The sequence below is a fragment of the Streptosporangium sp. 'caverna' genome, from assembly GCF_003203775.1.
In the GTDB taxonomy this organism is placed as follows: Bacteria; Actinomycetota; Actinomycetes; order Streptosporangiales; family Streptosporangiaceae; genus Streptosporangium; species Streptosporangium subroseum.
In genome coordinates this window covers 10401588-10416105 of the sequence record NZ_CP029711.1, presented here as the reverse complement: position 1 = coordinate 10416105, position 14518 = coordinate 10401588, and the positions used below count along the sequence as shown (strand labels likewise).

Sequence of the window (14518 nt, the reverse complement as noted above, 5' to 3'; positions counted from 1 at the left end):
GGTTTTTGATCAACCACCGAGGTCAGGTAGCTCAGTCGGTACGAGCGTCCGCCTGAAAAGCGGAAGGTCGGCGGTTCGACCCCGCCCCTGACCACCTCATCTGCGTAGCGAAGATCTGAGCAGCACAAACGCCCCGAAGCTTCATTGCTCCGGGGCGCTTTTCGTTGTTTTTGATGGCAGCGGGTGATTCCAGGTTTCCGGTGTGCTCTGCGGGGCCGTCACACGGGCACTATGGTCACGATGCTTTCGAGTCCCTTGAAGTCGGCGTCGTTGCGTGTGTAGAGCGGCAGGCCTCGGGTGGAGGCCACTGCTGCGATCATCAGATCCATCCTGCGAGGCCGGGGGTCGCGATCGGCGGCGATGGTGAGGGCCACCAGGGTTCCGTAGCGTGCGGCAGCGTCGCCGTCGAAGGGCAGTGGTTCGAAGTCGGCGACGGCCGCTCCCAGCTTTTCCATGCGTGCGGCTCTGACTCCGGCGTCTTTGGCCATGGCGACACCCTGGTGGAGTTCGGCGAGAGTGATCGCGGTGATCTCGGGGATGGCCGGCAGCCGTGCCGGATCGATCAGATCCAGATCGATGTACGTGCAGGTGTCGAGCACTCCCGACCCGTCACGGTCAGGCATGATCGCGCTCCCAGGGATCGTCGTCGCTGCCGACGCGGTCTTCCGTGCCGAAGAACTCGTCGGCTTCTTGGCGCATGAGTTCATGGTTCACGCGCGGTAGTCGGCGGTGGCGAGCGACCAGTTCTTCCGCGGTCAGGCGCCGTCGGCGGGGCAGGGGTCGCAGCTCGGCGACCTCGATGCCGTTGCGCGTGATGTGGTACACCTCGCCCATCTCCACCGCGTCCATGACGGCTGCGGAGTTGTTGCGAAACTCGCGTTGGGTAATCGTCTTCATGCTTCCAATGTAGCTCCTTGTGTCCCACGGTGCTACGCAAAAGGAGTGACCTCTCAGCCGACGAATCCGAGGTTGTCGACGGCAACCCTGACGGCAACGTCCGCCACCGCAGCCACACGCAGGGCACCGCGGACATCCTTCTGCTCCCGGCTTCCAGTAGGTGAGCAGGGTGATTGCCACGCCTGAAAAGCGGAAGGTCGGCGGTTCGACCCCACCCCTGACCACCTCATCTGCGTAGCAAAAATCTGAGCAGCACAAACGCCCCGGGCCAACCCTTGCCTTCTAGCGGTCGTCGTTGTACTTGACGGGAGAGACGCCCCAGAGGAGCTGGGGGCGTTGTTGATCGGTACGGTCTTCGTCAGGACACGGCCGAGCTTGCCGAGGGCGCGGGGCTTGTCGTCAAGAGAGACGTGAGCGTAGATCGTCACAGTGACCTCGATGTCGCTGTGTCCGACGATCTCTGACGACGGACACCCTGATTCAGCGCATGGTGACAGCTCGGCCGCTCCTCGTGCGGTGGGCTGAGCGCGGCCGATGTGATTCGGTGCTCGCTCCTGCGCAGGGACGGGCACCGATGGATCGCAGCGAGTTCACGCGGTCTTACGAAGACCGGCGAACTGCAGGCCGGTGAAGCCGGCGACCGCTACCGCCTGTGCGATCACCAGCGCGGTGCCAAAGCCGGTCAGCGGGAACCAACCGGCGATGAGCAACTCCGCGCTCGCGGCCACCCAAGCGATGTTGACAGCCATCACGACGCCTACGGCGACCTTGCTCACCGTAGGCCGCGAGGCGAGAAAGAACAGGGCGGCTGCCCAGGCGACCAGGAACGCACCGGCCGGGTAGAGGAAGGCGGCGGGGAGGCCGAACATCTCGCCGAAGAGCGCTGCGGTGACGACGTAGACGACTCCATTGGCGCCCGAGCCCATCGCATCCAGCTTGAGGGCGAAGCGGAGCAACTTGGCGTCGGCGGTGATCTTGACGGTGCTGGCGACGTTGGCCATTTCGGAGTCCCTTCGGATTACTGACGTGCCTGTGATCACGAAGCTACGTAAGCCTCCACCAACCCGAATCAGTCATCGTGACGGTAGGTTCCTGACCGTGTTGTACGGACGAGCCGGGGAACAAGCGGACATCGAACGGCTCCTGGCGGAAGCCAGGACCGGCCAGAGCGGGGCCCTGGTCATTCGAGGTCAGGCGGGGATCGGCAAGTCGGCGCTCCTGGACTATGCCGCCGGGCGAGCGGAGGGCATGCGAGTGCTGCGCGGCGTCGGTATCGAATCCGAGGCCGAGTTGCCCTTCGCCGCACTTCACCTGCTTTTGCGCACTGGGCTCGACCGGATCCACGCACTGCCCGACGTGCAGGCCACGGCGCTCAACGGTGCCTTGGGCTTGGGCGACATCGCTCCAGAAAATCGGTTCCTGGTCGGGCTGGCCACGCTGAGCCTTCTCTCCGAGCTCGCAGGGGACGGTGCGCTGCTCTGCCTCATTGACGACGCGCAGTGGTTCGATCAGGCGTCCGTCGACGCGCTGGTGTTCGCCGCCCGCCGCCTCGAGGCTGAAGGCGTCGCTATGATCTTCGCCGTTCGCACGGGTTTCCCTGCCGCGGGGCTGCCCGAGCTCCGGCTGGGCGGGCTGGACAGTGCAGCCGCCGCCGCCCTGCTCCCCGCCGACCTTCTGCCGCAGGTGCGAGAGCGACTCATCGAGGAGTCGGACGGCAACCCCTTGGCGCTCATCGAACTGCCCGCCGCGCTCTCCGCCGAACAGCGGGCGGGACGATTGTCACCGGTGGGTGCGATGCCCGTCGCCGATCGAGTCCAGGAGGCGTTCCAAACACAGATAGCAGCGCTTGCCGAGCCCGCGCGGATCGCGCTGCTGATCGCGGCGGCGGACGGCTCCGGTGAGCTTGAGACGGTGGTAGGTGCGGGTGCCTCCCTCCATGGCCTTGAGTCAGCCGAGCGGAGCCGGCTGATCGAGATCAGAGGGATGATCGTCGGTTTCCGCCATCCCCTGATCAGGGCGGCTGTCTATCAGAGCGCACCGGTCACCCAGCGTCTTGCCGTACATCAAGCCCTTGCCGACGCCCTCACCGGCTCGGCTGCCACGGATGCGGCCGACCGGCGGGTGTGGCACCTGGCCGCCGCCGCGCTCGGTCCTGATGAGGACGTCGCACGGGAGCTGGAGGAAGCGGCGGAACGGGCACGTACCCGCAGCGGCCACGCCGCGATGGCGGCCGCTTACGAGCGGGCCGCCGAGCTCACCGCCGATCCGGTACGACGATCCGGACGGCTGGCCGCTGCCGCGCTGGCAGCGAGCGACGCCGGTCTGATGGGCCGTGCCGCTGCGCTCGCTGACAGCGCCACGCCCGAGGTGGACGACCCTGACGTGATGGCCGCGCTGATCCAGGTGCGCGTCCATCGCGAGTTCGAGTTGGGCACACCGCTCGCGGCGGGCCGGATCATCATGGACGGCGTCTCTCGCGTGGTGGCCCGCTCCTGCGAGTGGGCCACCTGGCTGCTGGTGGAGGCCATCCGCTGTGCCTGGTTCGCCGGTGATGCGCGGCTGGCCGAAGAGGCGGCCGCGAGCCTCTGCGCGCTCCCCGAGGTCGACTCGCCGCTGGTCAGCGGGGCGCTCGGACTGACCCGCCTGCTGAGCGGTGACGTCGGCGGTGGGATCAAGCTCATGGGCGAGGCGGTCGACGTACATGCGCTCGCCGGGCTGGGGGTGCCTGGACTGACCTTCACCGCCTCTCTGTGCTTCCCGCTGGGCCGTGCCATCCTCTACGAGGAGATCACCGGCCAGGCCGTGGCGGACTGCCGGAAGAGCGGGATGATCGGCTGGCTCACATTCGCGCTCCAGGATCATGGTCTCGCGCAGGGGTGGCTCTGCCGGTACGGCGAGGCCAGGGCGGTCCTGAACGCAGGGCTGCGGCTGGCGGCGGATCTGGGTTACGAGCACCGGATCAGCCACATCACATGCTCTCTCGCTTGGGTGCTCGCTCATCAAGGGGATGTGGAGGAGTGTCGCGCGAACGCTGAGGAAGGCGTCGCGAGAGCCAACGCACAAGGATTGGTTCTTGCTGCAGCCATTGGGCGGTGGGCACTCGGCCTGCTCGAACTCGGCCTGGGTCGCCCGGACGCTGCCCTCCAGCAGTTGGAGGCCATCCCGTCGACGGGCATTGCCGTCCTCTCTGCCGCCGACCAGGTCGAGGCGGCCATCCGCAGCGGCCGGCCGGAGCGGACGAAGGAGCCACTCGCCCGCTACCTGGCCTGGGCGCGGCACGTCCGTCAGCCGTCGTCGGACGCGATCGCCCTGCGCTGCCGCGCCCTCGTCGAGGAGGACGAGGCACACTTCGTGCATGCCGTACACCTCCATGAGGAAGACACTCAGCCGTATGAGCAGGCGAGGACGCAGCTCGCCTACGGCGAGTGGCTGCGACGGGCACGGCGGCGCGCAGATGCCCGCGTGCAGCTGCGCGGCGCACTGGAGATCTTCGATCGACTCGGTTCGGAGCTGTGGGCCGAGCGCGCCCGTGCGGAGCTGCGCGCGACCGGGGACGTGCCGGCGGCGCCGCGCAGGGCCGACGACCCGCTCAGCGTGCTCACCCCCCAGGAACGCCAAGTCGTACGGCTGGCGGCCAATGGCGCCTCCAACCGCGACATCGCCGCCCAGCTTTTCCTCAGCCCGCGGACCGTGGGCTACCACCTCTACAAGGCGTTTCCCAAGCTGGGTATCACCTCCCGAGCCCAATTGGCAGCCATCGCCGGGTCTTCGTCGGTGCTCGACTGATGTCCGCTCAGAAGTTGAAACCGCGGTGCCTCGTACCGTTCGCGTGTGGTGGGGCGCTGTTCTCGCATGCGCATTCCGGGCCCGAGAGGCCGGCTCCGAGGCCTCCTCGATGAAGGCGGGTGTGATCCTCGATCACGATCATTACGTCTCCAGTGCGAGATGCCGCCACGACCGCGCACTCGGGTTCCACGGCACGGGTCGGGCGTCGTTCATCGCCGTGGCGCGCTCTTCGTTTCCCAGGCCTTCCTAGCGGTCGCGACGGTGCCATTGACGGCAACGTCCACTACCAAGAGGCACACGCGGGACACCTTCAAGCACCCTCTACTCCTAGACCGTCGAGGGCCGGCATGGCGATTGCCACGCCTGAAAAGCGGAAGGTCGGCGGCTCGACCCCGCCCCTGACCACCTCATCTGAGCAGCGCAAAAGCCCCGAGCCGATCACGGCCCGGGGCTTTTCGACGTCCGGTGACAGCGACGGTGCCGAGCGCGAGGTGGGATTGGCCCCAGGCTCTTGATGTCCCGGGTCTGAGATGTGCCGACTGCGTGGGTGGGTTGCCGCCGTAGCGCTCATTCGAGGTGATGATTTCGGGCGCCCGTTGACTCGCCGCAGGGAGATCACGAAATGTGTGCCTGAACCCGAAAATCGACCCCCCTCGCAGGTGCTCTGGAGGGTGATCAAGGTGGAGGACCGGGCGGAGATCCGCCGGTTGCATCGAGCCGAGGCGATGCCGATCAAGGCGGTCGCTCGGCGCATGGGCATCTCGAAGAACACCGTGAAACGGGCGCTGGCGGCTGATGCACCGCCAGTGGATGAGCTCACGGCGCGTCGCGGAGGAGTGACGATCAGCCGAGGCGGTCTCCCGGCTTACCGAGAGCCTTGCGTTTCTCGGTGAGTGAGGCATGGGCGTAGATGGTCATGGTGATGCGCTTCGGTCCACGAACGGCCTTGCCGAGGCCGTCGGCGACGAGGGCCAGAGCGGGCTCGACGCTCCGATCAACTCATATGACCAGATAAAGACGATTTGTTGGACTTTTGGCATTCATGTCGGGTTCGCGTATGCGGTGCCGCCTATTCTCCCTGCGCTGATCAGATACCTGCGACACATACGCACCAGCAATCCCATGCGTCTCCGCATGCTCGCTGACGGTTGTCGGGCCCGACCCGCACCCGGTGCTGCTCGGTGTTGTTGGGGGATTTGCGCTGCACCTGCTGCGGCTTGGACCGGCCGGGCCCCGGCGGCACATCGGTGGTCTCGGCTTAGCGGTCGGCCGGCACCGTCGTGGCGCCGCCTGTTCCACAGTACCGAGCATCCGGCCGCGTCCCCCGAAAAACGAAAGGACCCATCACGTGGGTAACCCCCGTACGAGATCGCGTCTCCATCCGAGATACGCGATCGCCGCCGCGGCGACCATCGCCGTCGCCCTGACGTCGATCGCGGCGGCCGGGCCCGCGTCCGCGGCGACCGGCGCCGACGACGCGACTCCCGCGCACATCGTGCTCACGCCCGCGGAGCACGCCGACACCGCACAGGCCTTCACCTGGCAGACAGGCTCGAAGGTCAAGGACGGACAGGTGCACCTCCGCAAGGCGGGCACAAGGAGCTGGAGCGTCGTCAACGCCCGCGTCAACGAGGAGCTCGTGAGCTCGGGTGTTCCCACCCGCACGCACTCGGTGACCATCGACCGTCTCAAGCCCCGCACGCGGTACGAGTACTACGTGGGCAACGCGACCAAGGTCAGCGACACCTACACGTTCACCACCGCGGGCAAGGCCGGCGATCCCTTCTCGTTCATCTACGTCGGCGACGCGCAGAACGAGATCAGCGGGAAGTGGGCCCCCGTCATCGCCCAGGCGTTCGACCGCTTCCCGGATGCCGTCGGCACGGTCAACGCGGGCGACCTCGTGGACGTGGGCAGCGACAACGGCCAGTGGAACGAGTGGTTCGGCGCGATGAACGGCTACAGCCAGACCCGTAACGTGATCGCGGCCCCCGGGAACCACGAGTACAAGGAGACCGACTTCCTCAAGACCTGGAAGTCGAATTTCGAGTTCCCCGGCAACGGACCGGTCGCCGCCTACCCATCGACCAGGGGCATGACGGACGGCGAGAAGCAGACGGTCGCCTACCGGAAGCAGATGGAGATCGCGCTCGCAGAGACCGCGTACTACACGGACTACCAGGGCGTGCGCTTCATCGGGCTCAACGCGAGCCGTTCGGAGGCCATCCCGCTGATGACCCCGAAGAACCTCCCCGAGTGCCACGTCGCCTGCCCGAACCCCACCGAGCTGTGGCTCGACATGCAGCGCAAGTGGCTCGACTCGGTGCTCCGGAACAACCCCAACAAGTGGGCGGTCGCGGTCTTCCACCAGCCGGTCTTCTCGGGTTCCGAGGGCCGTGACGAGGCCGACCTGCGCGCCGCGTGGCTCCCGGTCTTCCAGCGCGACGACATCGACCTCGTCCTCATGGGCCACGACCACAACTACGTCCGGGGTTACGTGGACGCCGACGCGACCGACACCGCCGGCATGACGACCGGCCCGGTCTACGCCATCTCGGTGTCCGGACCGAAGTACTACGAGCCCGCCCCCGCCGACAACAACACGTGGACGCAGAACGGTGCGACCCAGGTCGTCCACGCCGCCCACACGTCGACCTTCCAGGGCATCCACGTCTCGGAGGACCAGATCCACTACGAGTCGATCGTCGCCGCGAAGTGGGATGACAAGTCGGACACGGACGTCCCCGTCGGCGGCACGCTCGACTCCTTCACCATCACCAAGTACGACGACGGTGAGAAGTACGTGACCGAGGCCGGCATGCCGGTCCCCAAGCCGCAGAGCACCGCCAAGGTCAGCGACAGGCGCACGGCGGACGAGGCCCCGGCCCAGGAGCCGGCGGACGTCCCGCTCGGCCACGAGCGCGTCGGCACCCTCACCGCGCCGACCGTGGCGAAGCCCGGCCCGACAACCGTGAACCCGAGCACCGGCGCCGTGTACGTCGCCGACGGCACGAGCACCGGCAAGGGACGGGTCGAGGCCGTCGACCCCAAGACCGGCAAGGTCATCGGCTCGTTCGAGGCCGGCGCGCCGATCGAGGACCTCGCCTACGACCCGGCCTTCAACGGCGTCCTCGTCGTCTACCAGGACGGTCGGATCGCGTCGTTCATCGTCGCGCCGGGCAACTTCGGCGCCCCGTACATCCCGCCGATCGAGACGGGGATGAAGGTCATCTCGACGCAGTACGACAGCCTGACCGGACAGGTCTTCCTCGGCCTCGCGGACGGCACCGTCGTGTGGCTCGACGAGGACTTCAAGCCGGTCGGCCAGGCGAACGTGGGGGCCGGGCTCTCGGCCATCCGCATCGACGACGCCTCCGGCACCCTGTACGCGACGTACAACAACGCCACCGACGGCGAGCCCGGCCTCCGGCTGTTCGACACCCGCGACGGCATGCGCAAGCTCGCCGAGTACCGGCTCGACGCCGGTGCCGCCTTCCTCGACGTCGACATGAAGGTCGGCGTCGCCTACGTCGGCCACGCGCCGGTGGCGGGGGCTGCCAAGAACGACGGTCTCTCCATCGTCGACCTGATCGGCGGGAAGGTGACCCGCTTTGACAAGCCGGAGCTCGGCACCTCGATCGGTGGTGTGGGTGTCGATTCCGGAAAGGGCATCGTCTACCTCGCGAGCGCCGACCGGTCCCCGGCCGCGATGATCGTCGTCGGCCGTAAGCAGGCGCCGAGCATCGACCAGTCCCCGGTCGCGCAGATCGCCATCGCGGGCAAGACCGCGATCTTCGACGCGAGCGGACACGGCATGCCCGCCGTGACCGTGACCTGGGAGATGCGCAAGCGGGCCCCGGGCAACGACGGGTGGACGCCGATCCGCGGCGCCACTTCCGACGTCCTCGAGGTCGCCGCGTCGAAGTCCGTCGACGGGACCCAGTACCGCGCGGTCTACACCAACACGATCGATGGCAAGGTCTACAAGACGCGCAGTGCGTCCGCGACCCTGCGGGTCGTGGGTAAGAAGTGATCAGAAGCCGCTCTCCGCTGCACGACTGATCACCGGCACCTCCCGGACGGGGCCGTCGCGATCCTCTCGCGGTGGCCCCGTCCTCGTCACACCCACCCGACGGCCGAGCGTGCCCGCCGGGCACACCGCCCGATGTCCACCGCCCTCTGACCACGGTCTCCGCTACCCGACCAGGGTGATTGGTCCACCTAAAAGCGGAAGGTCGGCGGTTCGACCCCGCCCCTGACCACCTCATCTGCGTAGCAAAGATCTGAGCAGCACAAACGCCCCGAGCGATCATCGTTCGGGGCATTTTTGATCTCTAATGACAGCAACGGTCTTCTGGGAAGGCGAAGCTCCGATGAAATAGCCGTGGACGGTTCTGGACGGTTGTCCCCTAACTCGCGATGAAGGGGTCTCCGCCGTTCTCCGGTCTGTCTCTACAGCGGGTGAGGTACTTCAGGCTCGGTTGATGATGTTCGATCCCAGAGTGCGGTTCCCTGCCGTGCCGGAGGCAGGGGCGAACGTGCCGCCAGGAGCAGCGCGATGACGGCGACGATGTAGCAGCCGATGGACGGCCAGGGTCCGTCGACGGGAAGCGGCCGGGTGCCGGGTGGGAGGGAGATCGCGAAGATCCGGAACGCGATGACGGCGCAGATCGTCGCGACTCCCAGGCTCGTGGTCCGGGGCGAGGCGCGCAGCAGGAGGCCGGCCAGGACCATCGGCAGCAGGAGTTCGACCCACGAGAGCAGTTGCCACCATGGGCTCGTCGTCATGGGGAAGAAGACGAGGGAGTCGGTCCCCCAGCAGATCCCGGGGCTCAGTTCGGCCGCGCTGATCCTGGAGGTTCTCAGGACGACCGGTCCGGAGGCGGCCAGGACTGCCCCGATACGGAGTGCTCCCGCAAGGAGAGGCGTCTCCGCATACGGTGCCTGCGCCATGATGGCCTCTCCGTTTCCGCCGCTCGCCGGTAGATCGACTTGGGCGACAGTAGCGGACGAAGGTCATGACCCCGCATGAGTGGTGAGAGCGGCCCTGACAGCAACATCCCCGCACAAGGACTCACTGCGGCTACCGTCCACCGCCCTCTGACCACGGTCTCCGCTACCCGACCAGGGTGATTGGTCCGCCTGAAAAGCGGAAGGTCGGCGGTTCGACCCCGCCCCTGACCACCTCATCTGCGCAGCACGAATCTAAGCAGCAAAAACGCCTCGAGCGATCATCGTTCGGGGCGTTTTTGATCTCCAATGACAGCAACGGCCTCGCATATTCAGGAAGCAGTCCTTCCCTGCCGAGGTGAGTGCTCCTCCTGATCCACGCCGGGATCCGAATTCTGCATTGTTCCGGAGCGACTCCAGCCGGCTCTCCTCGATAGAACGCTCCGGAACTCGTCACCTTCGGGGGGACCGGGCCTGTCACTCTCCGTTCCCTCGTCCGGGTGGCAATCCACCGATCGGTGGATCGCGACCACCACTCGGTGGGGCCGACCCCACCACCGGACGGCAGTCAGGTCCCGTCCACCGGTCGATGTCGGAATGAGTGCCGAGATAGAAGGCTGAACGTAACCAGCCGCCAGGGTCTGAGCCCGAGAGGACACGCGCATGCCACCGGTCATCGAGGTACGCAATCTCCACAAGCGCTATGGGAACAACGTCGCGGTCGACGATGTCTCGCTCACCGTTCAGGAGGGCGAAATCCTCGGGATCCTCGGTCCGAACGGCGCCGGCAAGACGACGACCGTGGAGTGCATCGAGGGCCTCCGGGTGCCGGACCGGGGCGAGATCAAGGTGCTCGGGCTCGATCCCCGCCGGGACCACGCCGAGCTGACCCGGCGGCTCGGTGTGCAGTTGCAGGCGGGGCAGATCCAGGAGCGGCTGGAGGTCGCCGAGGCTTTGGAGCTCTACAGCTCCTTCTATCCCAATCCGGCCGACTGGCGCGGGCTGATGGACGGCCTCGGCTTGGCGGGCAAGGCGAAGACCAGGTACGCCAAGTTGTCCGGTGGCCAGAAGCAGCGGCTTTCCATCGCGCTGGCGCTCGTCGGCAGCCCCCAGGTGGCGATACTCGACGAGCTCACCACCGGCCTCGACCCGCAGGCACGGCGCGACACCTGGGACCTGATCGAGGATGTGCGCTCCCGCGGGGTGACGATCGTGCTGGTCACCCACTTCATGGAAGAGGCCGAGCGTCTGTGTGACCGGGTGGCGCTGATCGACGCGGGCCGCGTCGTCATGGTGGACACCCCGGCCGGCCTGGCCGAGCGGGCCCGTATCGAGCAACGGATCCAGTTTCGCCCGTCCAGGCCGCTGGACGACGAACTGCTGACGAGCCTGCCCGACGTCTCCAGCGTCACCCGCCGGGGCGAGATGGTCATCGTCAGCGGCAACGGCGACGCGCTCAATGCCGTCACCGCCGTACTGGCCCGCAACCAGATCGTGGCCGAACGGCTGCGCGTCGAGCAGGCGAGCCTGGAGGACGCGTTCGTCGAGCTGACCGGGAAACGCCCCGATGCCACCTCGTGATCCGAGTGATCCGAGCACTCCGAGTGATCTGAACCGATGCAGACCGCCCATGGAAAGGAAGCCACACTCATGTCAGTCCTGAACACGGCCACCCCCGTCGCCGCCAACCGCGGTTCCGCGACGTGGAGGCTCACCAAAGCCGAGATCAAGCTTTGCATCCGCGAAAAGACCGGCCCCCTCTGGGGAGTCGGCTTCCCGCTGATCCTGTTGGTCATCCTCGGCAACGTCCCCGCTCTGCGGGAGCCCGTGGAGGCCAACGGCGACCTGACGTACTTCGACCTCTACGTGCCGGTCATCATCCTGTTCAACCTGGCCATCCTGGCCCTGACCGCCCTGCCGACGATACTCGCGGGATACCGTGAGAACGGTGTGCTACGGCGCATGCGGACTACGCCGATCGGCCCGGCCCGCGTGCTCGCCGCCCAGCTCGTGGCCAACCTCGCCATCGCGCTCGTCGCGGTGATCCTGTTTCTCACCGTGGCCAGGCTCGGCTTCGGCGTCCGCCTGCCGCAGAATCTCGCCGGCTTCGCCGTCGGCTGGCTGCTCGCGGCCGCCGCGCTGCTCTCGATCGGCCTGCTGATCACCGCGCTGGCACCCGGACGCGGCCCGGCCACGGCGATCGGCACGGTGTTGTTCTTCCCGATGATGTTCTTCGCCGGGCTCTGGGTGCCGATCGCGCAGATGCCCCCGCTGCTGCAGAACATCAGCCACTACACCCCCCTCGGCGCGGGCATGCAGGTGTTCCAGGAGGCTGCTTTCGAGGGCCGTTTCCCGTCCGCCCAGCCTTTGTTGACCCTGGCGGGTTATGCGGTCATATGCTCGGTCGTCGCGGTCCGCTGGTTCCGCTGGTAACAGGCGCGCGGCGGAGGGAGAGGGATGTGAGCGGGCAGATGCCAAAACCCTGGATCGCGGCGCGGGGACAACATCCTCTTCTGCTGGTGACCGTGGTGCCGTACACGTTGCTGGCCGCCCTCGTCGTCTTCAAGGTGATCGTGGAGCAGCCGGCGGGCGGCGACTCCCTGCTCATCGACCTCGGCCTGTGCGGGCTGGTCGCGGGGTGGATGCTCGTCATGTTCACCCTGCGGCCCGCCTGGTGGGAGCGGCCACTGATCATGGGGGTGTTCTTCACCGGACTGCTGGCGATCACCGCGGTCCTGGTGGCGCGGGACCCCGCGTTCGCGTTGTTCACCCCTGCCCCCTACATCTATGCCTTCACCATCCTCCGCTGGCCGTGGCGGCTGCTGGGCGTGGCCTCCGTGGCGGTCGTGGCCGGTGCCGCACAGGCATCCGACGTGCCCAAGACGACCGCTCTCGGCGTGACGATCTCCGTGATCATCATTGTCGTCAACATCGTCATGATGTGCGTCACCGCCTGGTTCCTCCAGCTCGCCGAGAAGGAGAGGGAGCAGCGCGTCCAGGCCCTCGCCGAGCTGAGCCGGACGAACCGGTTGCTGGAGGCGACTCTCGCCGAGAACGCCGGCCTGCACGCCCAACTGCTCGCCCAGGCCAGGGAGGCGGGGGTTCTCGACGAGCGCCAGCGGATGGCTCGCGAGATCCATGACACCCTGGCGCAGGGGCTCACCGGGATCATCACGCAACTCCAGGCCGCCGAGCAGATCCACGAGGTCCCGGCGCCGTGGCGCCGTCCCTTCGACGCCGTGAAGGGGCTGGCGAGGGAGAGCCTGGCGGAGGCCCGGCGCTCGGTCGACGCGCTCCGGCCCGAGCCACTGGAGACCGCGCGCCTGGGCGACGCGCTCGCCGACGTCGCCGACCGGTGGTCGACGTTGCACGGGCTCGCCGTTCAGGTCACGACGACCGGTACGGTGCGATCGATGACACCGGAGACCGAGTTCGCGCTGCTGCGCACGGCACAGGAGGCGTTGGCCAATGTGGCCAAGCACGCGCACGCGACGAGGGTCGGGGTGACGTTGTCCTATCTGGAACACGAGGTGGCGTTGGACGTGCGTGACGACGGCAGGGGCTTCGATCTCGCGAGTCTCGAAGCCGGCACGGCCGGAAACGGCGTGTCGCAGCCGCCGTTCGGCGAGGGCGGGTTCGGCCTGGCCATCATGCGGCAGCGCGTCGAGGGGCTGTCGGGAAGTCTGCGGATCGAGTCCGAGCCCGGCGTCGGCACCGGGATCTCGGCCTGCGTCCCCACCCTGCCGGCCGGGAGTCACGCATGACCGATCGCACGACCACGCCGGCAGCCGAGACCCCGATCCGGCTGCTGATCGCGGATGACCATCCCATCGTCAGGGATGGACTGAGCAGCATGTTCGCCTCCGCGCCAGGATTCGAGGTGCTGGGCGAGGCCGCGGACGGCGCCGCGGCCGTACGGCTCGCCCAGGAGCTCCGGCCCGATGTGATCCTGATGGACCTGCGCATGCCGGGCATGGACGGGCTGACCGCGATCACCGAGCTGACCAGGCTCGGCGTCACCGCGCGCGTGCTGGTCCTGACCACCTACGACAACGACACCCACGTACTGCCGGCGATCGAGGCGGGTGCGACCGGCTACCTGCTCAAGGACTCTCCCCGGGAGGAACTGCTGCGAGGTGCGCGGGCCGCCGCCAGAGGCGAGAGCGTCCTGTCCCCCTCGGTGGCGGCAAGGTTGATGAACCGGGTCAGAACGCCCGCCCCGCAACTGCTCAGCCAGCGGGAACTCGAGGTCCTCGAACTCGTGGCGGCCGGGAACACCAACCGTGAGGCGGCCGCTCGGCTGTTCATCACCGAGGCCACGGTCAAGAGTCACCTTCTGAACATCTACGCCAAGCTCGGCGTGGGGGACCGCGCCGCCGCCGTAGCCGAGGCGTTCAACCGGCGACTGCTCACTCCCGAAGCGCGGGAGTCGCCCTGACACGGCTCAATCGCTCGTCGAGGATCCACCCGAAGCCGTGACACAGCGGATGCGGGTCGCCGGTCCGTCCCGTGACGATCGCTCACCTCGCCACTCGCCGGCCGCGATGACCTGCTACTTCTGGGTGCAGGCGAGGATCCCGATCGCTTGGGCGCTGAGCACGCGGGCGAGGATGGAGCCGTCGGCCGCCACCCGGCGCAGCGCGTCGAGGAAGTCGCCGACGTCGAAGACCCGGTCTTTGAGTAGGTAGCCGAACTTCCTGCGAGACACCAGGTCGACGGAGTGTCGGGTCTCGACACGCTGGGAGAGCAGGACAACGCCGGGTTTTGGGTGAGTGCCGCGGATCTGCCTGGCCGCCCGGGCGCAGCAGCGCGGCGGATCATCATGCTTGCTGGCAGAGCCCTCGGGCCCCAGATCGAAGCATGTGATCGTTCGTCAACCCTGTGA

Annotated in this window: 11 protein-coding genes, 2 tRNA genes and 1 pseudogene; 9 read left to right on the top strand and 5 right to left on the bottom strand. The window is 67.5% G+C overall.

Features of this window, described 5'->3' with window-relative positions; genetic code table 11:
* The first annotated feature begins 20 nt into the window (after positions 1–20).
* Positions 21–94 (top strand) — tRNA-Phe (locus DKM19_RS44995).
* Positions 95–218: 124 nt separating this feature from the next.
* On the opposite strand, the gene DKM19_RS44990 is transcribed toward DKM19_RS44995, so the two are convergent.
* From DKM19_RS44990 to DKM19_RS44975, 3 genes are all read right to left on the bottom strand, one after another.
* Positions 219–623, bottom strand: a complete 405-nt coding sequence (locus DKM19_RS44990) for a type II toxin-antitoxin system VapC family toxin (protein ID WP_110704755.1) — start codon at positions 621–623, stop codon at positions 219–221.
* Complete coding sequence (locus tag DKM19_RS44985) at positions 616–897, bottom strand: type II toxin-antitoxin system Phd/YefM family antitoxin (protein ID WP_110704754.1); 282 nt, start codon at positions 895–897, stop codon at positions 616–618. The genes DKM19_RS44990 and DKM19_RS44985 overlap by 8 nt, the downstream gene beginning before the upstream one ends.
* A gap of 590 nt (positions 898–1487) precedes the next feature.
* Positions 1488–1898, bottom strand: coding sequence for a hypothetical protein (locus DKM19_RS44975; RefSeq protein WP_110704752.1), 411 nt, complete (start codon positions 1896–1898; stop codon positions 1488–1490).
* A 97-nt stretch (positions 1899–1995) separates the two neighbouring features.
* On the opposite strand from DKM19_RS44975, the gene DKM19_RS44970 reads away from it, so the two are divergent.
* The 3 genes and pseudogenes from DKM19_RS44970 to DKM19_RS51380 all read left to right on the top strand — a co-directional run bounded on the left by DKM19_RS44970 (position 1996) and on the right by DKM19_RS51380 (position 8716).
* Positions 1996–4683, top strand: coding sequence for an AAA family ATPase (locus DKM19_RS44970; protein WP_204359258.1), 2688 nt, complete (start codon positions 1996–1998; stop codon positions 4681–4683).
* A 671-nt stretch (positions 4684–5354) separates the two neighbouring features.
* Positions 5355–5489, top strand: a pseudogene (locus DKM19_RS52335) (helix-turn-helix domain-containing protein); the annotation flags it as partial.
* 542 nt (positions 5490–6031) lie between these two features.
* Positions 6032–8716, top strand: coding sequence for a fibronectin type III domain-containing protein (locus DKM19_RS51380; RefSeq protein ID WP_204358516.1), 2685 nt, complete (start codon positions 6032–6034; stop codon positions 8714–8716).
* A gap of 419 nt (positions 8717–9135) precedes the next feature.
* Here the strand turns inward: DKM19_RS51380 and DKM19_RS44955 are convergent, their stop codons facing one another.
* On the bottom strand, positions 9136–9636 hold the full coding sequence (locus tag DKM19_RS44955; protein ID WP_110704751.1) for a hypothetical protein: 501 nt from the start codon (positions 9634–9636) through the stop codon (positions 9136–9138).
* Positions 9637–9810: 174 nt separating this feature from the next.
* On the opposite strand from DKM19_RS44955, the gene DKM19_RS44950 reads away from it, so the two are divergent.
* From DKM19_RS44950 to DKM19_RS44930, 5 genes are all read left to right on the top strand, one after another.
* Positions 9811–9867: transfer RNA gene (locus DKM19_RS44950), tRNA-OTHER, on the top strand.
* Between the two features lie 429 nt (positions 9868–10296).
* Positions 10297–11214, top strand: coding sequence for an ABC transporter ATP-binding protein (locus DKM19_RS44945; RefSeq protein ID WP_110704750.1), 918 nt, complete (start codon positions 10297–10299; stop codon positions 11212–11214).
* A 69-nt stretch (positions 11215–11283) separates the two neighbouring features.
* On the top strand, positions 11284–12066 hold the full coding sequence (locus DKM19_RS44940; protein WP_110704749.1) for an ABC transporter permease: 783 nt from the start codon (positions 11284–11286) through the stop codon (positions 12064–12066).
* Between the two features lie 26 nt (positions 12067–12092).
* Positions 12093–13397: a sensor histidine kinase gene (locus tag DKM19_RS44935; protein WP_239513934.1), complete on the top strand. Its 1305-nt coding sequence runs from the start codon at positions 12093–12095 to the stop codon at positions 13395–13397.
* Positions 13394–14071, top strand: coding sequence for a response regulator transcription factor (locus DKM19_RS44930; RefSeq protein WP_110704748.1), 678 nt, complete (start codon positions 13394–13396; stop codon positions 14069–14071). The genes DKM19_RS44935 and DKM19_RS44930 overlap by 4 nt, the downstream gene beginning before the upstream one ends.
* Before the next feature lie 114 nt (positions 14072–14185).
* On the opposite strand, the gene DKM19_RS51375 is transcribed toward DKM19_RS44930, so the two are convergent.
* Positions 14186–14341, bottom strand: a complete 156-nt coding sequence (locus DKM19_RS51375; RefSeq protein ID WP_204358515.1) for a hypothetical protein — start codon at positions 14339–14341, stop codon at positions 14186–14188.
* Positions 14342–14518 lie beyond the last annotated feature (177 nt).